Here is a 23,792-nt window from a genome sequence, read left to right as displayed (position 1 = left end):
AGGAATCGAGGAAACCGCAATGCGACTGTCGCTCTTGACGCCCGAATACCCACCCGGCGAAAAGCTCGGCGGTATCGCCACGCACACCCACACGATGGCCCGCGCGCTGGCGCGGCTGGGCCATACCGTCCAGGTGGTGACCCCATGGAAGGCCGGCGGCCTGCCGGCCGGCACCACCATCGAGGACGGGGTGACGGTGCAGCGCGTCGATCCGGGTCCGCACAGGCATGCGGTGATCGACCGCTTCCGGACCAACCGCCGGCTGGCCGACGCCGTCCGCGCCTTCGGTCCCGACGTGGTCCATGCGGCGGAGTTCGATGCCGACGCATGGTGGCTGACACGCTTCAGCACCATTCCCGTGGTCACGCGGCTGGCGACCCCGACCGGGCTGGTGATGGACACCAACACCCAGCCCTGGGTTCCGCACACCCATCTGCTGAACGCGTTGGAGCGCGACCAGACCAAACGCAGCGCCGCGATCTACGCCTCCACCCGCGCCATCGCCCGGCGGGTGGCCGATTACTGGCGCATCGCGCCGGAGCTGATCCAGGTCATCCCCAACAGCATCGACGTTGCCGCGGTGGCGGCGAACCGGACTGCCGAGCCGCCGATCCCACTGCCGAAGCGCTTCATCGCCTTCTTCGGCAGGCTGGAGGGGCGCAAGGGCATCGCCACGCTGGGCCGCGCCATTCCGGGCGTCCTGGCCACCAACCCCGACCTGCATCTGATGATGATCGGCGGCGAGGATTCGGCGAGCGCCGCCGTCATCGACCAGTTCCGCCGCGACGTCGCCCCGGTCGCCGACCGCGTCCATTTCACTGGTGCCCTGCCGCGCAACGACGCGCTGGCCGTGGTGGCGCGGGCCGAAATGGCGGTCGTCCCCTCCCTGTGGGAGAGCTTCGGCTTCGTGGTGGTGGAGGCGATGGCGCTGGGCGTGCCGGTGGTCGCCAGCGACTGCGGCGGCTTCCCGGAAATCATCGAGCATGGCCGCACCGGCTGGCTGGTCCCGCCGGGCGAAGCCGAACCGCTGCGCGACATGCTGATCGCCCGGCTGGCCGACCGCGAGGGGCTGAAGACGGTCGCCGCGGCGGGGCTTGAGCATGCGAAGACCTTCGACGTCGACACCGTCGCCGCCCAGGTCGCCGCCCTGCTGGAGAATGCCAAGGCGGAACGCACCCAGGCTGCCGGCTCCGGCATCTACAACAACGGCTACCGCCGCCATTTCCGCCCCGACCACCCGACCACCCCCTTCTACCGCATCTATGACGAGAAGCGGCGTGCGGTGGCGGCGGAGCTGGAACGGCTGCCGCGGATGCGCATCCTCGACGTCGGCGGCGGCTACGGCCGCATCACCGGCCCCTTCGCCGGCCGTCACGACGTAACGCTGGTCGACATCTCGCACGAGATGCTGGCGGAGGCGAAGGAGCGTTTCCCCGCCCTGACCGTCCAGCAGGCCGACGCCCGCAAGCTGCCCTTCCCCGACGACAGCTTCGACCTCGTCATCGCCATGGACCTGCTCTGCCACCTGCCGGATCTGGAAGCCGGCGTGCGCGAGTTGCAGCGGGTGGTCAGGCCCGGCGGCCGGATCGTCTGCGACACCACCAACGCTAACCCGCTGTGGGTGATCGCCTATCCCCGCTATTACCGCTGGCGGCCCGACCGGCTGTTGGCGACCATGCGCTGCCACGGCGTGCTGCCGGAATGGAAGGCGCTGGTCCGCCACCATTGGGCGCCGGAAATGCGCAAGGCCATCGCCGCCACCGGCCTGACCCTGCAGAAGACCGATCACTTCGGCCCGCCAGGGGTGGCGAAATGGCACCTGTGGTGGTGCCGGCGCGGTGGCGGTGGCGGGACGGAGGGCCACGCATCGTGACCAAACCGCCCCTTCTCCTCTTCCTCGCCCATGGCGGCGATCCGCACCGCGTCGCCATGGCGCCGGTGCTGGCCGCCGCGGCGGAACGCGCCGGATGGACCTTCGACCTCTATTATGACGGGCGCCGCAGCGGCCGCCATTTCGGCGGCTGGGAGGACGGCAACCGCACCGAGGCGACCGGAACCGGCAGCCTGATGGCCGGCGGCCGGCACCTAGACCATGCGCTGTGGCTGACCACCTGCTTCCGCGTCGTGGCGCTGGGCGACCCGGCCTCTCCGCTTTGGCCGGTGGTGGAGGCAGGCGGCGAATGCGCCCTGCGCAGCACCGATCCGGCTGCCCTGTATGACGCCGCCTTCCGTCTGCTGGGCCAGTTGCTCCCGCAGGAGGTCGCGGTGCTGGACATGGCGCCGCAGACCCCGCTCGGCATCGTCGCCGCGCCGTTCCTCTATCCGCGTCTGATGGCGGAGCCCTGCCTCGGCATCGACGCCAGTGCCGATGCCGGGCTGCGGCAGAGGCTGGAGGCGCTGGGCGCCCGCCGCTTCACCGGCCACTGCGTCGACCCGGTGCGCGCCCGCGCCTTTCCCGGCGGCCTCGATGCGGTCGAGGGCAAGGTGGCGGGGGAGAGCTATGCCAGCTTCAGCGTGGCGCTGGCCCGCCGCCATACCGGATGGGGACGCGGCACCCTGCTGGGAGACCCCGACCTGATCGCGGCGCAACTGCCGCTGGCGGCGGCCAAGCGGCTGCTGCCGCTCTATGGCCGGCCGCAGACCGACGTGATCGAGCGGGCCGCCGACCTGATCCAGGCCGGGGCCGATCCGGTCTATGGCCGGCAGTTCGACGATCATGACTTCTTCGCGCTCGGCCGGCTGGGCCGCGGCTTGCAGATCGTCGATCCCGACCCGCCCTTTGCCAGCACCGCCGCGGTGCCGCTGCGCATCGCCGAGCCGCCGCGCCCCTTCACCGATTTCGAGCCCGACGACGCCACCCTGCGCCGCTGGGCGGCGGAGGGACGGGTGCTGACCACGCTGGTGCTGTGGTCCGGCATGATCCGGGAGCTGCACTGCATCCCGCGCATTCTCGATCTGGTGGCGGCGACCGGCCTGCGTTGCGGGCTGGTGGTCACCGTCGACAGCCTGACCCAGTCCAGCCCCGCCGACCTCGCCCTGCTGTCGGTGCCGGAGGAGCGCGGCGGCGTGCTGGGCCGGGTGGAGCTTCTGCTGGGCAGCACCGGCCGCGGCGTCTGCGCCGAGGGAGAGATGCCTGGCCTCGAAAATCAGGGCGGCGAGCTGACCCGCCTGCTGGCCGACGCCCGTGCGGAGATCGCCACCATGCTGCCGCCCGGCCTGATGCCGCGTGGCTGGTGGCCGCTGGTCGACTCGCCCCTGGTGCCCGGACACACCCCGCGCCTGCATTGGGAGGAGGGCCGCCCCGTGCTGCGCATCTCCCCGCGCCCCCGCCCGGCAGAAACTCCCGCAGCCAGCGTCGAGGCGGCCCCGGAAAGCACGCCGCGCACGGCACCGCGGACCGGCGCGCCGGCGATGGACGCCCGGCGCCTGATCGGGAACGCGCTGCGCCGCTACCGGCTCGACCGCTTCTACGAGGCGTGGCGGCCCTACGACAGCGCCCGCCCCGGCCCGCTGCGGCCGGAGGTCGCCGCCGCCGTCCGCTCCGCCGGCTTCGACTACATGTGGACCAAGTCCGGTTTCGGTGCCGCCGAGGCGGTGGTGACGGACGGCGGGGGTGGCGACGGCTTCGTGGCGCTGCCCTTTACCGCCGGGGATTGGGACGGTTGGTCGCCCTTCTACACCATCCGCAACACCGCGCAGGTCCGGTCGGCTGAACGCCGCCTGACGCGCAGCGGGAAGCCCGGATGGCTGGCCTCCAACATCGATTCCATCCTGTGGATGCTGCCCGGAGAGGTTCTGGAAAAGGGACGCGCGCTGTTCCAGGTCGCCCAACTCGTCGCCAATGGCGGCGGGACCGGAATGCTGGTCAACGTCACTCCCAACACCGTCGCCCGCTATGCCCGCATCCTGGACGAGGTCAAGGCCGGATACGGGGCCTCAGCGCCTCCCGCGATCCCACCGGAAGTCGGCGGCACGCGGGCACAGGATGAAGCGCCGGAAACCCGCCAGCCCAGCCGCGACCCGGCAGAGGTCGCCTGAGCCACCACAGCCGTCTTGCAACGCCGCGCACCGTTCGCCCGCTATGAAGGAGTTGAGCCCATGGACGCACCGGAACACCGATTGCCGTCAGGCACGTCCGGTCTCGCCGCCGGCTTTGTCGCACCGCCGGTCGGAACGGGCGCCGACAAGGTCGACGTCAGCCGGCTGGTGCAGATGCTGTGGCGCCAGAAATGGCTGATCCTCGGGCTGACCGCGGTGCTGTGGCTGCCGGCGGTGCTTCTGATCAACGGCATGACCCCGCTCTACAGTTCCTCCACCGTCGTGGTGATCGACCCGCATCCGAACCGCGTCATCAACATTCCCTCCGTCTCCGAGCCGATGGGGATCTATCTCGACACCGTCAACACCGAGGTCGAAATCCTGCGCTCCCGCGATCTCGCCGCCCGCGTGGTCGAGGCGCTGAACCTGGGGCAGGAGCCGGAATACGCCGCACCCACCAACAAGCCCGGCCTGTTCAGCCCGCTGATGGAGGAAGGCCGTACCCTGTTGACGGACGTGACGGCGATGCTGCCTGAGTCTCTGGCCGTGCTGCTGACGCCGCCGCCGCGCCCGGCCGCCCCGACCGGCAACGCGCAGGACAGGGAAGCCGACCGCCTGACCGAGGCGTTCCAGAAGAACCTGCGCATCAGCCCCGGCGTGCAGTCCCGCGCGATCCGCATCACGGTGGAGGCGAAGGACCCGCAGCTTGCCGCCCGCGCCGCCACCGCCGTCGCCGACGCCTATCTCGCCATCCAGGTCGAGGCGAAGCGCAAAGCCACCCAGAACGCCAGCGAATGGCTGCAAAGCCGCCTTGACGAACTGCGCCAGGACATGACCACCACCGGCCGCGCCGCGGTCGAGGCGATGCGGTCCGAGACCGGCATGGTGAAGGGCCGCGACGCCCCGCTGGTGAACGAGGAGATGTCGGCCCTGAACGGGCAACTGGCGGAGGCGCGCACCGCCCATGCCAATGCCCAGGCCCGGCTGCGCCAGTTGCAGTCGGTCAGGCCCGGCAACCCGGAATCGCTGACCGGTGCCGACATCGGCGGCGATCCGCTGATCACGACCCTGCGCCAGCGTCAGGCGGCGCTGAACGCCCAGCTCGCGGAATTGCGGGCCCAGTACGGCGACCGCCACCCGGCGCTGAACCGGCCGACCGCTGAACTGCGCGAGCTGAATGCCACCCTCGCTACTGAGGTCGACCGCGTGGTCCGCAGCCTGCGGGGCGAGGTGGAACAGCAGGTCGCCAAGATCCAGGATCTGTCGCGCCGGTTGGAAGGCCTGCGGGCGGAATCCTTCGACACACTCCAGGCCGACGTTCGGCTGCGCGACCTTCAGCGACAGGCCGATGCGTCGGACGACAACTACCGCCGCGCCGTCACCCGCCTGAAGGAGACGCAGGTGCTCCAGGCGCTGGAGATGACGCCGGACGTGCGCATCGTCTCGGCCGCCGCCGTTCCGGGCGGCCCGGTCGGGCCGGGCAAGGCGGTGCTCGCCGGGCTGGCCGCGGTCGTCTGCGGCGCCATCGCCACCGGCGTCGCCCTGGTGCGGACTATGCGGCAGCGCGGCGTCTACAGCTCCCATCAGGTGGAGGCGCTGCTGGGCCTGCCCGCGGTCGGCATCGTGCCGCTGCTGGGCCGGGCCAAGCGGTCGGCGCGCGCCGACGACGACCCCTATTCCAACACCGGCGGCGGCGATTTCGCCGAGGCGGTCTGGCGGCTCTGCGCCCGGCTGCATCTGGTCCGCACCGGGGCCGAGCCCGCCAGCGTCAAGGGCGGCGAGGTGGTGATGCTGACATCGTCGGTGTCGGGAGAGGGCAAGACGACGCTGGCCGTAGCACTCTCCGCCTTCCTCGCCGACACCGGCCGGCGCGTCGTCATCGTCGATTGCGACACCCGCCGTCCGGCGGTGCACCGGCTTCTCGGCGGCGTCCGCCCGCCCAAGGGGCTGACCGACCTGCTGGAAGGCGACGCGACGCTCGATCAGGTGCTGCACATCGACGACCGCCGCCGTGTGTCGGTGATCGCCGCCGGCCGGCCGGTCGACCGTCCGCAAATCCTGCTCGGCTCCAAGGCCATGCTGTCGCTGCTGGTCGAGCTGGCCGAACGCTACGACGTCGTCGTCCTCGACACGCCGCCGGTGCTGTCGGTGTCGGACGCGCTGATCCTGGCGCCGCTGGCCGACCGTGTCCTCTACGTCGTGCGCTGGGCGCGCACCGCCTCCAGCCTCGCCAGCGCCGGCATCAAGCAGGTGCGGCAGGTCGGCGGGCGGATCGGCGGAGCGGTGCTGTCGATGGTCAACGCCCGCGAACACGCGAATCTCGAATATGGCGCCCGCCCGCCCAGCGGCCGCTCCTATCGCCTGCGCCGCATCGCCTGAGATCGAGCCCTTGGGCTCAGGCAAGCGCCGGTCCCTTTCTGGAGAACCCACCATGAAAGTCGCGATCGTCCATTACTGGCTCGTCGGGATGCGGGGGGGCGAGAAGGTCGTCGAAGCCCTGTGCGAGCTGTATCCGGAGGCAGACATCTTCACCCATGTCTACCGACCGGAACGCATGTCGCCGATCATCCGCAGCCACCGGGTCACCACGACCTTCATCGACCGGCTGCCGATGGCCCACCGGATGTACCAGAAATACCTGCCTCTGATGCCGCTGGCGCTGGAGCAGCTGGACCTCAGCGCCTACGATCTGGTCATCAGCAGCGAATCCGGACCGGCCAAGGGCGTGCTGACGCGGCCCGACGCGCTGCATGTCTGCTACTGCCACACGCCGATGCGCTATGTGTGGAGCGGTTATCACGATTACCTGCACTCGGCCGGCCCAATCGTCCGGCCGCTGATGCCCTATGCCATCCACCGCCTGCGGCAATGGGATCTGGCGACGGCGGCGCGGGTCGACCGCTTCATCGCCAATTCGCACACGGTGGCGCAACGCATCTGGCGGGTGTACCGCCGCGACGCCACCGTCATCCATCCGCCGGTGGAAACGCAGCGCTTCGCCACCGTCACCTCTCCTAACGGCGGCGACAGGAGCGACCATTACCTGTTCGTAAGCCAGCTCGTCTCCTACAAGCGCGCCGACATCGCCATCGAGGCGTTCAACCGCATGGGCCGCAAGCTGGTCGTCGTCGGCGAGGGGGAGGAGTTCCGGCGGCTGAAGCAGATGGCCGGACCGACGGTGGAGCTGGTCGGCCATTGCTCCCCTGCGGACCTCGACCGCCACTATGCGTCCTGCCGGGCGCTGATCTTCACCGCCAACGAGGATTTCGGCATCGTGCCGGTGGAGGCGATGGCCGCCGGACGGCCGGTGATCGCGCTGAACCGCGGCGGCGCCACCGAAACCGTGCGGGACGGCCTGTCCGGCCTGTTCTTCGACCAGCAGACGCCGGAGGGGCTGATCGAGGCGGTGGAGCGGTTCGAGGCGCAGGAGGCGCGCTTCAACCCCGCCGCCATCCGCGCCCATGCCGCCCGCTTCGACCGCGACGTGTTCAAAATGCGCCTGCGCGAGACCATCGACAGCTGGATGAACGGCGAGGAAGCCTCCCTGGCGCCCGACCGGGCCACGGCGATCAGCCGCCGCGGACGGGAGCTGGCACCGGCATGAGCGGCGGCCTGACTCCTTCCAGGACGAACCGTCCGATATCGCTGGTGCCGATAGATCCTACCGCCACCGAGCGGCTGGGCGTCACCGTGATCGTCCCGACCTATCGCCGGCCGGACCAGCTGGCCGGTTGCCTGGACGGGCTGGTCCGCCAGACCCTGGCGCCAGTCCAGGTGGTCGTCACCGTGCGCGACAGCGATCCGGAGTCCGCCGAGGTCGCCCGCCGCTACCGCCCCGCCCTGCCCGTCCAGGTCGTCGGCATCGACGTGCCGGGGCAGGTCGCCGCCATCAACCGCGGAATGGACCATGCCATCGGAGATATCGTCGCCATCACCGATGACGACGCCGTTCCCCATCCCGACTGGGTGGAGCGGATCGAGGCGTGGTATCGCACCGACCCCCGCATCGGCGGGGTCGGCGGCCGCGACCATGTCTTTCACGGCGACGTGCCGGAGACCGGGGAAGCGGAAATCGTCGGTCGGCTGCAATGGTTCGGCCGCGTCATCGGCAACCACCATCTGGGCGTTGGCCCGGCGCAGGACGTCGATGTTCTGAAAGGCGCCAACTGGAGCTTCCGCCGGGCGGCCCTCGCCGGCCAGCGGCTGAACACCCGGCTGCGCGGCAGCGGCGCCCAGGTCCGCAACGAGGTCGATTTTTGCCTGCGCCTGTCCCGCCAGGGCTGGCGGCTGGTTTACGATCCGCTGGTCGCGGTCGATCATTTTCCGGCCGTCCGCTTCGACATCGATCAGCGTGGTACGGATCATTTCCACCCGCTGGCACAGGAGAACGCGACCTTCAACGACACGCTGGCGTTGATGGCCCATTTCGGCCCGGCCAACCGCGCCGCCTTCGCCGCCTGGGCCATGCTGGTGGGAACCTGCGAGTTTCCCGGACTGGCGCAATGGGCAAGGCTGCGGCTGCGCGGCGACCGGCATGCCGGGGCGAAGCTGCGCGCCACGCTGCGCGGCCGGCTGACGGGGATGCGTGAGTGGCGGGAGACAGCGGCATGACCTTCGCCACCGCCGGCCAGGATCAAAACCATCTGGCGCAAAGCCATCTGGCCCACACCCATCACGGTGTGGGCGGCCTGCCGTCCCTGGGCAAGCTTGCCGCACCGGTCTTCTGGTTCCTGGTTCTGATGCCGGTGCTGGTCGGCAAGGCCGGCCTGCTGGAGATCATCTTCCCGGTCGGGGCTCTGGCCGTCGGCGCGCTGCTGGTGACGCGCGATCCGGCCCGCTTCGCCGCCTTCACCTGGTGGCTGTGGTTCCTGACGCCGGAGGTGCGCCGGCTGGTCGATTACCAAGCGGGCTGGAGCGTCATCAGCCCAGTCATGGTGACGCCCTTCGCCGTCGGCGCCATGACCTGGCTGGTGATCGCGCAATATCTGCCGATGCTGCGCTACCGCGCCTATTTCGGCTTCGTGCCGGTGATGCTGGGCATCTTCTACGCCTACTTCAACGGCATCACCCAGGCCGGCATGGCGGCGGCGACCTTCGCGTTGCTGAACTGGCTGGTGCCGGTGACGCTGGGGCTCTATGTCGCCCTGCACTGGCCGCTCTACCCGCAGATGCGCGACGCGGTGCTGCGCGCCTTCGTTCTGGGGCTGGCGCTGGTCGGCGGCTATGGGCTGATCCAATACTTCTTCATGCCGGCCTGGGACGCGCGCTGGCTGATCAATGTCGGCATGACCAACCAGGGCATGCCGTTGCCGATGCAGGTGCGGGTGTTCAGCACCCTGAACTCCTCCGGCCCGCTGGCCTTCCTGCTGGTAACCGGGCTGGCGGTGTTGCCCGCGGCCCGCGGCATCCTGGTGCCGATTGCCGGCGCGCTGGCGCTCGGGTCGCTGCTGCTCAGCCTCGTGCGGGCGGCGTGGCTGGCCGGGCTGTTCACCTTCGCCTGGCTGCTGCTGACGATGCCCGGCCGGCACCGGCTGCGGCTGGTCGCGGTCGGCGTTGGGCTGATCCTCTGCTCCCTGCCGCTCCTCAGCGTGCCGTTGGTCAACCAGGCCATCGTCTCCCGCTTCGACACGCTGAATTCGATGGAGAACGACCGCAGCTATCAGGAACGGCAGGAGTTCTACGGCCGCTTCCTCATCCAGGCGCTGACCGAGGTGCGCGGCGCCGGGCTCGGCACCATCGACACCGCGACCAAGCTGACCAATGAGGACGGCCAGTTGGGCGCCATGGCCTTTTTCGACAGCGGCATCCTGCGCGTGCCCTACGAACTCGGCTGGCCCGGCACGCTGGGCTATGTCGCCGGGATCATCGCGTTGACGGTGGGTATGCTGCGCCGCGGCGGGGCGCCGCCCGAACCCTTCGCCCGCTGCGCCGAGACCGCGGCGCTGACGATCCTCCTCTGCATGGTGTTCGAGCACACGCTGGTGAAGGTCACGGGCGTCGGCTTCTGGTTCTTCCTGGGCATGGCGATGGCCGCCAAGAACCATGGGCTCGCCACCCGGCAGGCCACCGTCCAGCAACCCGCTGCACGCGAATTCCAAGAGGACAAGCAATGGACGGAAGCCTGATCCTGCCCGGCGCCCTGCCGGAGGAGATGCGGGAGGCCAGCGTGCTCCAGCTTGGACTGGGCTGGTTTCCGGAGACCCATGGCGGGGCGGAGAACATGTTCTATAACCTCGCCCGCCATCTGCCGCAGCAGGGCATCGCCTTCTCCGGGCTGGTGTTGGGCACTGTTTCCGAAACGCTGGACAATGGCGCCCGCATCGCCAGCTTCGCGCCGCCTTCGGCCTCCCTGCCGCGCCGGATGGTGGCGGCGCGGACCGCCATCGCGGAGGCGCTGCACCGGCAGGCGCCGGATCTCGTCGCCTCGCATTTCGCGCTGAACACGGTGGGCGCCCTGCCGGCCCTGCGCAACCGCCCGATGGTCGTCCATTTCCATGGCCCCTGGGCACTGGAAAGCGCCGCGGAGGGCGCCGGCCCGCTGGCGGTGCGGCTGAAATTCATGGTGGAGCGGCTGGTCTATCACCGCGCCACCCGCTTCATCGTGCTGTCCCGCTCTTTCGCAACCGTCCTGGCCGAGCGCTATGGCGTGCCGCCGGAGCGCATCCACCGGGTGCCGGGCGGCGTCGATGCCGACCGTTACGACCTTCCCGACAGCCGGCAGCGGGCGCGCGTGCGGCTCGGCTGGCCGCAGGGCCGCCCCACTGTGCTGACGGTGCGCCGGCTGGTGAAGCGCATGGGGCTGACTGCACTGGTCGATTCCATGGCGGAACTCCGCCGCCGGGTGCCGGACGTGCTGCTGGTCGTCGCCGGACGCGGGCCGGAGGCGGCAGCCCTTCAGGACCGCATCGGCGCGCTGGGGCTGGAGGAGCATGTGCGGCTGCTGGGTTTCGTACCCGATGCGCATCTTCCGCTGGCCTACCGCGCCGCCGATTTGTGCGTGATGCCGTCCCAGGCGCTGGAGGGATTCGGCCTGACCGCCCTGGAATCGCTGGCCGCCGGCACCCCGGTGATGGTCACCCCGGTCGGCGGGCTGCCCGAGGTGGTGGAGGGGCTGGACGGCGATCTCGTCCTGGCCGGGACCGATGCACGGTCCATCGGCATCGGCCTTGCGGAGGCGCTTACCGGCGTCCGCCGCCTGCCAAGTGGCGATGCCTGCCGGGCCCTGGTCCGCAGCCGGTTCGACTGGCCGGTGATCGCCGCCCGCACCGCCGCGGTCTACCGCGGCGCCCTGCAATGAGTATCCTGTTATGAGCACGGTGGTCATCCTCTGCGACCATGCCCACCCCAGCGGCGGGCTGGCGAAGGTCGCCATCGCGAGCGCCGTCGGGTTGGCCGGACGCGGTCACCGGGTCCAATTCTTCACCGCCGTGCCGCCCATCGATCCGGCTTTGTTGACCGACGGCATCACCGTCCATTGCCTGGAGCAGGCCGATCTGAAGGGCAATGCCGACCGTGTGCAGGCGGCGCTGCGGGGGCTCTGGAACCGCGAAGCGGCGCGTGCGCTGGAAAGCCTGCTTGCCGGCTGCCCGGCCAACGACACGGTGATCCATATCCATGGCTGGGCCAAGGCGCTGTCGCCCAGCGTCTTCCCGGTCTGCCGGAAATCCGGCCTGCCGGTGCTTCTGACCCTGCACGATTATTTCCCGCTTTGCCCCAACGGCGCCTTCTTCATCTTTCCCGAGGGCGTCAACTGTCCGCACCGGGCGCTGTCCGCCGGCTGTCTCGCCACCGACTGCGATGCCCGCGCCCTGCATCACAAATGGTGGCGGGCGGCCCGCCATGCGGCAGGGGCGCTGGCCGGCGGCTTCACCGGGGGCATGGCGCTGGTGACGCTCAGCGACCGCCAGCGCGCGGTGATCGCCCCCCACCTGCCGCCCGGCACCATGACCCTGCCGATTCCGAACCCGGTCGAGGTGCCGGACGAGATCAGGACTCGCGGTCCGGCTCCGGTCGCCGACAACCGCCATGTGTTGTTCGTCGGCCGCCTGTCGCGCGAGAAGGGCGCCGCCCTGCTGGCAGACGCTGCGGCCGAGGCCGGCTGCCCGGTGCGCTTCGTCGGCGATGGCGACGAGATGGAGACGGTCCGCCGGCTGAACCCGGAGGCGGAGCTTGCCGGCTGGCTGCCGCCGGATCGGGTGCTGGAGGAGGTGCGGGAAGCGCGCGCCCTGGTGGTTCCGTCGCTGTGGTACGAGACCTTCGGCCTCGCCGCCTATGAAGCGCTGGCGAACGGTGTTCCCGTCATCGTCAGCGACAATTGCGCGGCGGCGGAGGCGGTCCTGTCCGGCGAGAACGGTTTCCTGTTCCGCAGCAGCGACACCGCCGACCTCGCCCGCTGCCTGAAGCTGTTTTCCCACGATGCGGAGGTGACGCGGTTGGGCCGCAATGCCTACGACCGCTATTGGCAAGCACCCTTCACGCTCGACCGCCATCTCGACCGGGTGGAGGAGGTTTATCGCGCCGCCCTCAGCGGCGGGCTCCAGCAACCGGCGCGGGTTCGTGTCCCATGAATGATCGAACCGGCAGCCGCATCGGCAGGCGTGCGCTGCTGGCCGCGGCTCTGGCACTGCCGGCTGCCGCATCCGCCGCCAGCACCGCCTTGGCCGCTCCGGATAAGCCATCGCGCCCGTCCCCCTACCCGCCCCCCGGCCCGCCGCCGCGGAACGGCCCGGCCCTGTCGATCCGCGACCGCGGCGCCATCGGCGATGGGCGCAGCCACCCCCTGTCCGAACGCTACAAGACCCTGGAGGCGGCGCGGCGCGTCCATCCGCATGCCCGTTCCCTGGACCAGGAATGTGACTGGGCCGCCCTGCAAGGCACTGTCCTGGAACTGTCGCGCAGCGGCCAGGGCGGGACGGTGCTGGTGCCGCCGGGGCAGTATCGGCTGGATGGCGAGATCGTCCTTCCCAACCTCGACCGCTACGACGATGCCTTCAACGAGGTCGAGATCGTCGGCGCCGGCATGCGGGCCTCGCTGCTGTTCTGGCCGGAGGATCTGGGGCCAGGCCGTTTCGCCATCCGTGCCGGCAGCCGGCAGGCCGCCCGCGACGACAACAAGGGCTATCAGCGCAGCCGCATCGCGCATCTCAGCCTGCGCGGGCCGAAGCCCGGCAACCGGCCGGGCGACGCGCCGCCGGGCATGGGCGGGGTAGCCCTGACCTCCCGCTTCCTGCTGGAACGGGTTGGGATTTACGGCTTCCGCGCCGGGGTGGATGTCTGGCGCGACCATTCCTCGCTGATCTCCTGCCAGCTGACCAAGAACCACATCGGTGCCTACTGGTCGGCGGGAACCGACAGCTTCGGCGATCATCTGTTCCTCGACACCGATCTTGCCGGCAACACGCTGGCCTCCATCGCCGTGGCTCCGGAAAACGGCATCGACCATGCCAGCTTCATCTCCTGCCATTTTGGTTTCTCGCCCTACGCCATCCTGGCGGAGGACGGGGCGCCGAAGCGGACATTCCTGTCCAACAACAAGTTTCTCGACTGCGCCTTCGAGGCCTGCGGCAACGGCTGGATCCAGGGGCCGATGGCGGAGATGTATGGCAATGTCCTGATCGGCTGCAGCGGCTCGCTTCTGCCCGACTATCGTCTGGCCGGGCGCCCTGTCACCGGATTGATCGTGGTGCGGTCGCTGGAGCGCAACCGGTTCACCGGCGGCAGCGCCAGCTTCGGCGACGGCACCAACGACCGCGCCGCCGACATCGAGACCGCGGCCGTGGTGGCATCCTCGGCCGTCGGCAACCGGTTCGAGGATGCGGAAAGGCTGATCCGCCTCGGCCGCGACGGGTTCGCTCCGGCGCTCAGCATCTCCGGCGCCTGCCGCGCCAACCGGTTCGAGGCGGTGGACTGCGCCGGCGAGTTCCGCAGGGTGGGCTCCGGCGGCGTCGATGCCGGCAATCTGGTGCAGCGCGATTACGACCGGGTGCGCCGGTTGGAGCAGGACCGCCCGGCCGACGGCGTCGCCCTGACCTCGGCCCCAGCCGGCGGCGTCGTGCCGGTCGCCACCAGCGGCACCGCGCCGGTCGGCAAGACCCGCCCCGCCATCCGCATGGGCAGCCTGTTGCGCCCCGCCGGCGGCGTTCCACAACGGGTCGACTCCTCTGCCGGCCCCGCGGTTGCGGTGGGGGTGGCCGTGGCGGACGCCCCGGCGGGAAGCGACAGCGTGATGATGGATTTGCGGCTGGGCGTGCGCTGACGGCACCCGGTCAGGGGGCCGATCCGGCCAACAGTCCCCGCCCCTCGACCGCCCGACCCGAGAATCCCCCCGCCTCCAGCAGATCGGCATACTGCCCGGCCGTCACCGACCAGTCCTGGCTCTCGGCGATGCGGCGCCCGGCCTTGCCCATGCGGCGGCGGAACGCCGGGTCGGCCGCCAGACTGCGCATCGCCCGCACCAGCTCGGCATGGGCGTCCGGGCTGTCCAGCAAAATGGCCGCCCCGTCTTCCAGCAGCCGGCCGGCGCCGGCCAGACGCGTGGTGACGACCGGCAGGCCGCTCGCCGCCGCTTCCAGCAGGACGAGGCCGAAGGGCTCGTAGCGGGTCGGGAAAACGAACAGGTCGGCCGCCCGCATCAGCGCCGCCACGTCGCGGCGGTGGCCGAGGAAGCGGACCCGATCCTCCATCCCCAACGCCCGCGCCATCGCCGGGAATGGACCGCCCCGCTCGTCGCCGACCACCGCCAGCGCCAGATCCGGCACCTCGGCCAGCGCGCGCAGCACCCCGTCCAGATTCTTGCGGTCGCTGCGGGCATCGCCGACGAACAACGCCACCGGCCGGCCGGGCGGCAGGCCGAACAGCGCCGGATCCGGCGTTCCCGGATGGAATTCATCGACATCGACGCCATTGTCGATCACGTTCAGCCGCCCGGGCGCGATGCCGTCCCGGCGCAACTCGTCCGCCACGGTGCGCGACACCGCCACCAGCCGGCCGGCACGGCGGAAACTCCAGCGCTCGAACCCGACATTCAGCAGCGTGTAGAGCGCCCGGTAGAGCGACAGGGGCGAAACGCCCTTGCGGATCGGGTGGGTGGGGGAGCGCATCCAGGCGGAATGGACGAAATGCACCGCATTCACGTCAGACCGCGCCCAACTGACGAAGCCGTTCACCACCACCCGGTCGATCCCCGGTCCGTCCTTGCCTGACCGGTCTTTCCCCTGGCGCCTTTCCCGTGCCAGCGCCCGGCTGGCCCGCCATGCGAACAGCTGGTCCTTCGCCAACTGCGTCGGCACCCCTCCCCCGTCGATGCGGACCCAGCGCAGGCGCGGATGACGCGCCAGCTCCTCCGCCAGTTCCGCTGCGATGGCGACGACCTCGTGCCCGCGGCGAAGCAGTTCGTCGACCACGACCGCGTTCACGCGGCCCTGGCCGTCATGGCGGACGATCTTCTGCGTAACGACGGCGATGCGCAGGGATTCGGTGCGCATGGGGAGATCTCCTGCCCTGCCTAATCTGCGGTATCGGCGGCGGTTCGTGCCGCAGTGGACCATGGAGGCGGAGCGGACACCAAACAAACGAAAGATACGATCCCCACACAACAGGCTTAAGACTGCCGATGTCGGATTCAGTCTTTCAGCGTCTAAAGCATTCGCGGACTCAAAATCGATTTCTTTGGAAGAGTCAAAGATGAGTCAGAGTCATGTCCCAAGATTGACTCTCTCAATTACATAAACTTTCGTGCGACTACTCCCAACGAGAAGGGTAATCCAACCGATACGGGTAACCCCGTTTTGGAAGATCTTAATATCCGATTAATAGGAGTCGTGCCGATGTCGTCCACCGAGTCCAATCTCATCGATGTCACCTTTGCGATAGACGCTTGGGGACAGGCTGCCGGCGGCATCTGGCCGCATCTGGCGCTCAAGCTCGATGGTGCGACCATCGGTCAGGCGACGGTGAACAGCAGCACCGCAGGCCGTTACACGATCACCGCCAAGGTCGCCGCCGGCAGCGCGCACAACCTCCAGCTCGTCTATGACAATGACGGAATGGTCGGCGGCGCCGACCGCAACCTGTTCGTCCGCGCCGTGGCGGTGAACGGCACCTCGATCGCCGTCACCGATCCGTCGGTCACCTATGACAAGGGCGCGGTCGACGGCAAGGACGTGGTGAAGGGGCAGGAGGGTCTCTATTGGGGCGGCGCCCTGAACATGCCGCTGCCCGCCTCGCTGTTCCCCGCTCCCACGGCGACCGATCCCGCCGAGGCGGTGGTCGCGAGCCCGGCGGCGACCAAGTCCTTCAGCGTGGTCGTCAACGCCTGGGGCGCCAGCGCCGGCGGCGTGCCGCCACACTTCAAGCTTTTGGTCGACGGCAAAATGGTGGGCGATGCCAAGGTGGCCGCCACCAGCCAGACCGCCTACAAGTTCACGGTCGATCTCGATCCGGCCCTGGCGCACAAGGTCCAGGTCCAGTACGACAACGACGCCGTCGTCAACGGCCAGGACCGCAGCCTCTATGTCGGCTCCGTCGTGGTGAACGGCCACAGCGTCGCCTCGACCGCCGCCGGCGTCACCTATGACCGCGGCGCGCTGGACGGCAAGGACGTCATCGCCGGCCAGCAGGGCCTGTGGTGGAACGGCACGCTCAGCATTCCCGTCAGCAAGGACATGCTGGCGAGCGGCACGACGACCACCCCCACGGCGCCGACCACTCCCACCACTCCCACAATTCCGACGGCGCCGGCCGCCACACTGCCGAAGAACGACCACAGCGCCAGCGCCGGGGTCAGCAGCGATCGTCCGCCGCTGATGTCGGACGTGTCGACAATCTCCTGGGGCGCCGACCGTGGGCTGGCGCCGCAGCACCTGTTCTGGGAATCGGTGCCCGATTACGCGAATGCCGCCCATCTGAAGGAAACCCGCGACGTCGCCGCCGGTCATCTGGCCGACGGGGTGATGCCGCTGATCGGCATGCAGCTGTGGGAGGACACCTTCGAGTTCTCGCAGAACGGTGGCGAGTTCGCCAATCTGGGCGGCCACAAGGCGTGGGTGTCGTGGGTCAAGGCCCATCCGCAGTATCTGGGACGTGACGGCGACGGCAATGTCCTGAACTCCGACAGCAGCAACCCCTATGGCTGGGGCTATGTCAGCCCTCTGATGCCGCTGGACGCCAAGGACGCGCCGGCCGGCTGGACCGGCGGCACCGCCCATTATGCCGACTGGATGGCCGACAAGCTGGGCCGCCTGTCCGCCCTGACCGGCACCCGCGGGTATGAGCTGGCCGACTTCTTCGACGGCAGCCCGCATTCCGGCGTGATGGACTTCTTCAATTCCCGCATGATCGCCGAGTTCAGCAGCAAGACCGGCATCAAGGTGGCCGGCAGCACACTGGCGCAGCAGGCACAGGACATCGTCGACAACCACCCGACCCAGTGGCTGGATTACTTCGTCGACGGCTGGGCCTATGGCTGGAAGGCGCTGGACGACGCCATCGTGAAGAACACCGGCAAGGCGGCCTGGCTGACCACCCAGGTCTCCTTCACCCCGGCGGCGATGCGCGAATTCGCCGGCGTCGATGCCCGCGTGATCGCCGGCACGATGAACGAGAAGGACATCCTGTTCAACGTACAGACCCTCGAACGTTTCGAGATGCAGCACAAGCAGGCCCCGGCCTCCTACGAGCAGGCGATGCTGGGCATCCATGCCGCCCGCGCGCCGGACGCCCATTTCGGCCACATGATGTCCTCGTCGGAGGACGATTACTGGGGCGCGGTGAACAGCCTCTACACCGGCGTCTCCGGCACGGTGCGCGACGAGCTGGGCTGGGGCCGGCTGGAGCAGACCTGGCTGCAGAGCGGCTGGACCATGATCGCCGACGACCAGGGCGGCGTCCGCCGGGCGGCAGAGCAGTGGTCGCGCAGCTATCACGATTGGGGCGAGGTGAAGCAGCCCTGGCTGGACATGCTGCGCGACATCGTGCCGACCCGTCCCTTCGGCCCGGCGCTCTATTACAGCGCCAACGCCGAAAAGGCGATGAATGCGCTGGAGCCGGCCGGCAACTCCATCGGCAATGCCTATCTCGGCGAATTGCTGGAGCCGATCACCAAGCTGCACGATGCCGGCGTGCCCTTCGGCTATTACGTCAGCGATGCCGCCCTGCAATCGATGACCAAGGCTAGCGCGCCCAGCGCCTTCATCATCCCGCAGGCCACATATGAGGGGCACAACCTGTTCAGCGATGCCGAGATCGCGGCCCTGAAGGCCAAGGCCCCGGTTCTGATCGGCGACGAGGCGCTGAATTACCATTATCCCTTGACCTTCACCGACAAGGATCCGGATGCCCAGATCACCGGCTACGGTTTCTACGACCAGAAGGACCGGCTGATCGTCGTCGCCTCCGACCGCGTCGATTTCAACGACACCGCGGCGCGCAAGGCGGTGGCCACCCATGTGGAACTGCAGCTCGCCAACGGCCACTACACGGTCCAGGACCTGATGCACAACACCACCCAGGGTTTCGACGTGGTGAACGGCGTCGGCGGCTTCGACACCACCATCGCCCGCTGGGACACCGGCGTCTACGCCATCACCCACGATTTGGCGGCATAAGGCGACGGCCAAGACGCAGCTAACCGGAACGAAAATGGAGCCCCGTCCAGGAGGGGCTCCATTTTCGTTTCCATGGTCAACGAAGATTCTCCTGGCAACCGCTGTTTAAGAGTCTATATTATCGATGGTGAACTGGCGCAGATCGAACAGATGACAAGTCAATCCATCTAATATAAGTTGCTTTAGGATGGTTTTTTTCTTCTTAGTATGGCAAAATCGTTTGGCTCCCTTCCCTTCGGACTCGTCACGATTGGCGATATCCCTTGGAGCCCCCACTGTCTTTGTCGGGTAATCATCTCTATCCTCGCACACGAGGATGGTTTATTACTGCCGTCCTTCTGACATGAGGCTCCGCCCTGACAGGGTGATTCTCCCTCCCACTGAGCCTGGAACAATTCCAAAAGTGCAGCAGACAATGCCGTGAGTGCCGGATCATAGTTTGATCTAAATTCGAACGGGCGAGCACGACACCAGCGATACAACGTGCATCGTCCATCGGAATTGCGGCATTGCGCGGCCAAGCGCGGCGGCATCGGAGACTGCGGAGGCAACGGTCCGAACGGGGGCCGAAGGTCGGACGCCGGGCATCAGAATCCGGCAAACCTGAATTGCCACGCACCGGCACCGCCGACGTCCAAGCACAGCGTCCAGGGGGGGAAAAGCCTGCCTTCCGGCCGCGCAATGCCGTCCACCAATTCGTCTATTCCTGGGGGAGACGGACATGTCCGATCGCATCCGTGTGATTGTTCACAACCAAAGCCGATTGCTGCGCGAATCCATCCTGAACATTCTGGATGACTGCTTCGAGGTCATCGACCCGCAAAGCCGGCTTGCAACTGGACTTTCACCCAAGACGATGTGGAACGGCAGGACGAACGGCGCCGCCGACCGCTATTCCGACGGGTTCTCCGCCAGGGGGGCCGTGGCCACGCTGGAGGCGCCGCCTGGAAACGGCTCCGGAAACGGCAATCCCGACCGATCCGCCGACATCGTGCTGTTCGATCTGGCCTCGCTGAAGACCGACGCCTGGAACTTCCGCAGCTGGTACGGCGAGCAGGCCAGGCTTGCGATGATCGCCGACGAATTTTCCGCCCACCACATGCGGATGGCCCTGCGCTTCGGCGTGCGCGGCTATCTGCTGAACCGGATGGCGCCGGCCGCTTTCGTGCTGTCCCTGCGCCTGATCCATGCCGGCGAGCCGGTGGTGCCGGAGGAATGCTTCGATTACTTCTCTCCCACCGCGCTGCGCCGCGGTGGCGAGGATGGGGCGATGGCCCAGCATGAAACCGAACTGCTGGGTTATCCCGGGCTCTATCCGCGTCATGCCCGCATCCTGAAGCTGATCATGGACGGATGCAGCAACAAGGAAATCGCGCGCGAGATGTTGATGACGGAAGATCTCGTGAAGCTGCATGTCCGTCACATCATGCAGACCATCAACGTCCGCAACCGCACCCAGGCCGCCCTGTGGGCCGCCCAGAGCGGCATCATCCAGGAGATGGAGTATTTCCTGGAGCGGACGGCGCCGTAAGCCGGGGTATCCCCTCTCCCGGCGGGAGAGGGGGGACAGGCGTCAGGCCGGAACCACGCTGTTGCCGAGGAAGGCTTCGAACTGGTCGATCGGCAACGGCCGGCTGATCAGATAGCCCTGGATGCGGGTGCAGCGCTGCTGGCGCAGCATGTCGGCCTGCTCCTGCGTTTCCACCCCCTCGGCGATGGTGTCGAAGCCCAGGCTCTCGGCAAGATTGACGATGGTGCCGACGATGGCCGGATCGGTGGTCGACTTCACGATGTCGCGGACGAAGCTGCGGTCGATCTTCAGCGTATCGATGGGGAAGCGCTTCAGATAGGCCAGCGAGGAATAGCCGGTGCCGAAATCGTCGATGGACAGGCGGACGCCGATGTCCTTCAACCCGTTGAGGATCGTCACCGCCTTCTCGATGTCGCCGATCATCGCACCTTCGGTCAGCTCCAGTTCCAGCCGCTCGGCCGGGATGCCTGCCGATTCCACCACGCTGCGCACGAAACCGACGAGGCGGGCGTCCTGGAACTGGCGCGGCGACAGGTTCACCGACACCGAGGGGATCGGCAGGTCGCGCCGGATCCAGTCGGCCAGCCGCCGGCAGGATTCGATCAGGGTCCAGGCGCCGATTTCCCAGATCAGGCCGGTTTCCTCGGCAAGCGGGATGAACTCCGCCGGGCTGACCACGCCGCGGACCGGGTGGCGCCAGCGGATCAGCGCTTCCGCCCCGATGGTGCGGTTGCCGTCCAGATCAATCTTGGGCTGGAAATGCAGTTCGAACTCGTCGCCGCCGCTGGCGCGGCGCAGGTCGCTCTCCAGCCCGAGCGTGAAGCCCGACCGTTCGCGCATCCCGCTGTCGTAGAAGACGTATTTGTGCTCCGGATTGCGCTTGGCGTGGTACATCGCCAGATCGGCGTTGCGCAGAAGCTGGTCCGCCGTCTCGCCGTCGTCGGGATAGAAGGCGATGCCGATGGACGCGCCGCAGAAAAGCTCCTGATTGTGGACGCTGAACGGCTCCGACATCGAATAGAGCACTTTTTCCACCAGCCGGGCTCCGGCGGAGCGGTCGGCGGCATCGGGCGCCACGATCAAGAACTCGTCCCCGCCCAGCCGGCCGACGGTGTCGGTCATGCGGGTGCAGTTGCGCAGGCGCCGGGCCACCAACTTCAGCAACTCGTCGCCGGCATGGTGGCCCAGCGTGTCGTTCACCTGCTTGAAGCGGTTGAGGTCGAGGAAGGCGACGGCAACCTTGCTCTTGGTCCGCTGGGCGCGGACGATGGCCTCCTCCAGCCGCTCGCAGACCAGCCAGCGGTTGGGCAGGTCGGTCAGCCGGTCGAAGCTGGCCTGATAGCGGATCTGGTGTTCCTGCGACTTGCGCTGGCTGATGTCGGCGATGGTCAGGACGTAATGTTCCAGCACACCGTTCGGCGCGCGGACCGAGGTCACCGACAGGGCGGCGGCGAAGGCGTCGCCGGAATGGCGGAAGCTGGTGACCTCTCCCTGCCAGCGCCCGGCCTGCCGCGCCGTGGTCCAGATGGCGTCGACGAATTCCCGTTCGTGCGAGCCGGGGGCGAAGAGCACCAAAGGCTTGCGGAGCAGTTCCTCCCGCTGGAAGCCGGTCATGATCTCGTAAGCCGGGTTGATCGCCTGGACGGTCAGTTCGGGATCGACGATCAGGATGCCGTCGGCGACGCTGTCGAACACGGTGGCGAGCAGCCGGATTTTCTCCTCATGCTGCTTGCGCTCGGTGATGTCCTGGACGGTGCCTTCGTAATAGCGGATGCGGCCGGCGGCGTCGCGCACGCAGCGCGCACTTTCCGAAATCCAGATGATGGAGCCGTCGCGGCGGAAGACGCGCGCCTCGAAGCTGAGGACGCGGTCCTGGCGGGCCATCAGGTCGGCGAAGGCCTCGCGCTTGCCCGGATCGACATAAAGCTGGCAGGCGATGTCGGTGAGGTTGGCGATCAAATCCTCTGGCGAAGCATAGCCGTAGATATCGGCAAGCGCCGGATTGACCCGCAGGTAACGACCGTCGACGGTGGTCTGATAGATGCCTTCGACAGCATTCTCGAAGATGCTGCGATACTGCTCTTCAGTGTCGTGCCTCATTGTACGCGCCTCATCCGACGCCGATCCCGAACCGCCTGGAAACAACATAGGCCTGCAACTCAAACAACGATTGTGGAACTGCCATCTTTCCGCAATGCGGCAAAGTAGACGCCGGTTCGATGAAGCCCGTCAAGCGACATCGCCTATACTGTCTCATAGTACGAAGGGAAAATATAACAAAAAGGTAACCGTTCCTGACCATTACCGGCACATCCGACCCGAACCATTGCTCAGAGCATTGATTCGCAACGATAGTATTGCGAGTGACGGTTAAAATTCTGAAAGATTTCTCCGCCATGGCGCTCGCGGTGACGGCCGCTCTCTTGTCAGGTCCCACAATCGCTCTTGTCCAAATGACTGATTTTTATTCAGCGCTGCCCGGTCTTTAAGCAACACCGTTTCCTCTTTGCGTTTCAGCCTCGTCGCGGCGGTCGCAATGCCGCTGATTTGCTGCATTCCAGCGTTTGGCACATCCCGTGCAAAGTGGCTTCCCGTTCAAGCCAACGGCGGTTTGACCAGCGCGGGCCCAAAGACTGCGGCCCGCACCCAAATCACACGCAACGCGTCCTTCCTCCTCCCGCCCCGCACCGGACCGGTGCCGCGCGGATCGCACCGGACGCTGCCGTGCCGTTCTTTCAGCGCTTGTTCCAAGGGGACTTGTCATGTCGTATCTCGTGCCCTCCGAGTTCGTCACCAAAATGGTGGACGCCGGTGAATCCAAGATTTTCATGTCCACCCGCGACACGGTCATCCGCGCCTACATGGCTGGGGCGATCCTTGCGCTGGCGGCGGTCTTCGCCGTCACGGTCACGGTCCAGACAGGGTTCCCGATCATCGGCGCCATCCTGTTCCCCGTCGGCTTCTGCATGCTGTATCTGCTGGGCTTCGACCTGCTGACCGGGGTGTTCGTACTCACCCCGCTGGCGCTGATCGACAAGCGGCCCGGCGTCACCATCGGCGGCGTGCTGCGCAACTGGGGGCTGGTGTTCGTCGGCAATTTCCTGGGCGCGCTGACGGTGGCGGTGATGATGGCCGTGGTCTTCACCTATGGCTTCTCCACCCCGCCGGACAAGGTCGGCACCGTCATTTCCCACATCGGCGAGAACCGGACGCTGGGCTATGCCCAGTATGGCGCGGCCGGCATGCTGACCATCTTCCTGCGCGGCATGCTGTGCAACTGGATGGTCTCCACCGGTGTCGTCGGCGCCATGATCTCCACCTCGGTCAGCGGTAAGGTGATCGCGATGTGGATGCCGATCATGCTGTTCTTCGGCATGACCTTCGAGCATTCGGTGGTGAACATGTTCCTGTTCCCGTCGGCGATGCTGATGGGCGGCAACTTCTCGGTCATGGACTACATGATCTGGAACGAGCTGCCGACGGTGCTGGGCAACCTGATCGGCGGGCTGGCCTTCACCGGCCTGACGCTCTACGCCACCCATGTCCGCACGGCACCGAAGCGCCGCCTGCCGCAGCCCCACCTGCAACCGGCCGAATAAGCCACCCTGCCCGTCCGTCCG

Annotated in this window: 14 protein-coding genes; 12 read left to right on the top strand and 2 right to left on the bottom strand. The window is 67.9% G+C overall.

The genetic code is table 11. The features are described 5' to 3' along the window. The first annotated feature begins 19 nt into the window (after positions 1–19). The 9 genes from ABNQ39_RS16255 to ABNQ39_RS16215 are packed head-to-tail and all read left to right on the top strand — an operon-like array spanning position 20 to position 14,293. On the top strand, positions 20–1,873 hold the full coding sequence (locus ABNQ39_RS16255) for a glycosyltransferase (RefSeq protein ID WP_376961655.1): 1,854 nt from the start codon (positions 20–22) through the stop codon (positions 1,871–1,873). Further along, the gene (locus ABNQ39_RS16250; protein WP_376961653.1) at positions 1,870–4,038 is read left to right on the top strand and encodes a hypothetical protein; all 2,169 of its coding nucleotides are present in this window, start codon (positions 1,870–1,872) and stop codon (positions 4,036–4,038) included. The genes ABNQ39_RS16255 and ABNQ39_RS16250 overlap by 4 nt, the downstream gene beginning before the upstream one ends. Positions 4,039–4,098: 60 nt before the next feature. Further along, the gene (locus tag ABNQ39_RS16245; protein WP_376961651.1) at positions 4,099–6,417 is read left to right on the top strand and encodes a GumC family protein; all 2,319 of its coding nucleotides are present in this window, start codon (positions 4,099–4,101) and stop codon (positions 6,415–6,417) included. 52 nt (positions 6,418–6,469) lie between these two features. Beyond that, complete coding sequence (locus ABNQ39_RS16240; RefSeq protein ID WP_376961649.1) at positions 6,470–7,642, top strand: glycosyltransferase; 1,173 nt, start codon at positions 6,470–6,472, stop codon at positions 7,640–7,642. Positions 7,643–7,686: 44 nt separating this feature from the next. Next, positions 7,687–8,649, top strand: coding sequence for a glycosyltransferase family 2 protein (locus ABNQ39_RS16235; RefSeq protein WP_376961647.1), 963 nt, complete (start codon positions 7,687–7,689; stop codon positions 8,647–8,649). Then, positions 8,646–10,163, top strand: coding sequence for an O-antigen ligase family protein (locus ABNQ39_RS16230; protein ID WP_376961645.1), 1,518 nt, complete (start codon positions 8,646–8,648; stop codon positions 10,161–10,163). Before ABNQ39_RS16235 ends, ABNQ39_RS16230 begins: the two co-directional genes overlap by 4 nt. Continuing rightward, a complete protein-coding gene (locus tag ABNQ39_RS16225) occupies positions 10,148–11,335 on the top strand; it encodes a glycosyltransferase family 4 protein (RefSeq protein ID WP_376961643.1) in 1,188 nt (395 codons plus the stop codon). The genes ABNQ39_RS16230 and ABNQ39_RS16225 overlap by 16 nt, the downstream gene beginning before the upstream one ends. A 10-nt stretch (positions 11,336–11,345) precedes the next feature. After that, on the top strand, positions 11,346–12,605 hold the full coding sequence (locus ABNQ39_RS16220) for a glycosyltransferase family 4 protein (RefSeq protein WP_376961641.1): 1,260 nt from the start codon (positions 11,346–11,348) through the stop codon (positions 12,603–12,605). Then, positions 12,602–14,293 carry a hypothetical protein gene (locus tag ABNQ39_RS16215; RefSeq protein WP_376961639.1) on the top strand — a complete coding sequence of 564 codons (1,692 nt, stop codon included), beginning with the start codon at positions 12,602–12,604 and terminating at the stop codon, positions 14,291–14,293. The genes ABNQ39_RS16220 and ABNQ39_RS16215 overlap by 4 nt, the downstream gene beginning before the upstream one ends. A 10-nt stretch (positions 14,294–14,303) precedes the next feature. Here the strand turns inward: ABNQ39_RS16215 and ABNQ39_RS16210 are convergent, their stop codons facing one another. After that, entirely contained in the window at positions 14,304–15,521 is a 1,218-nt protein-coding gene (locus ABNQ39_RS16210) for a glycosyltransferase family 4 protein (protein ID WP_376961637.1), read from the bottom strand. A gap of 342 nt (positions 15,522–15,863) precedes the next feature. Between ABNQ39_RS16210 and ABNQ39_RS16205 the strand changes: the two genes are divergently transcribed. Together ABNQ39_RS16205 and ABNQ39_RS16200 are read left to right on the top strand one after the other, a co-directional pair. After that, on the top strand, positions 15,864–18,641 hold the full coding sequence (locus tag ABNQ39_RS16205; RefSeq protein WP_376961635.1) for a carbohydrate-binding domain-containing protein: 2,778 nt from the start codon (positions 15,864–15,866) through the stop codon (positions 18,639–18,641). A gap of 721 nt (positions 18,642–19,362) precedes the next feature. After that, the gene (locus tag ABNQ39_RS16200; RefSeq protein WP_376961633.1) at positions 19,363–20,172 is read left to right on the top strand and encodes a LuxR C-terminal-related transcriptional regulator; all 810 of its coding nucleotides are present in this window, start codon (positions 19,363–19,365) and stop codon (positions 20,170–20,172) included. A gap of 42 nt (positions 20,173–20,214) precedes the next feature. Here the strand turns inward: ABNQ39_RS16200 and ABNQ39_RS16195 are convergent, their stop codons facing one another. Then, complete coding sequence (locus ABNQ39_RS16195) at positions 20,215–22,272, bottom strand: sensor domain-containing protein (RefSeq protein ID WP_376961631.1); 2,058 nt, start codon at positions 22,270–22,272, stop codon at positions 20,215–20,217. Positions 22,273–22,934: 662 nt separating this feature from the next. Here ABNQ39_RS16195 and ABNQ39_RS16190 point away from each other — a divergent pair. Then, positions 22,935–23,771 carry a formate/nitrite transporter family protein gene (locus ABNQ39_RS16190; protein ID WP_174469265.1) on the top strand — a complete coding sequence of 279 codons (837 nt, stop codon included), beginning with the start codon at positions 22,935–22,937 and terminating at the stop codon, positions 23,769–23,771. Positions 23,772–23,792: the final 21 nt, after the last annotated feature.

Origin of the sequence: Azospirillum sp. A26 (assembly GCF_042604635.1) — a bacterium.
GTDB classification, from domain to species: domain Bacteria; phylum Pseudomonadota; class Alphaproteobacteria; order Azospirillales; family Azospirillaceae; genus Azospirillum; species Azospirillum palustre.
Note: the sequence above shows the minus strand (reverse complement) of the source record. Positions and strands in the feature narration are given on the sequence as shown.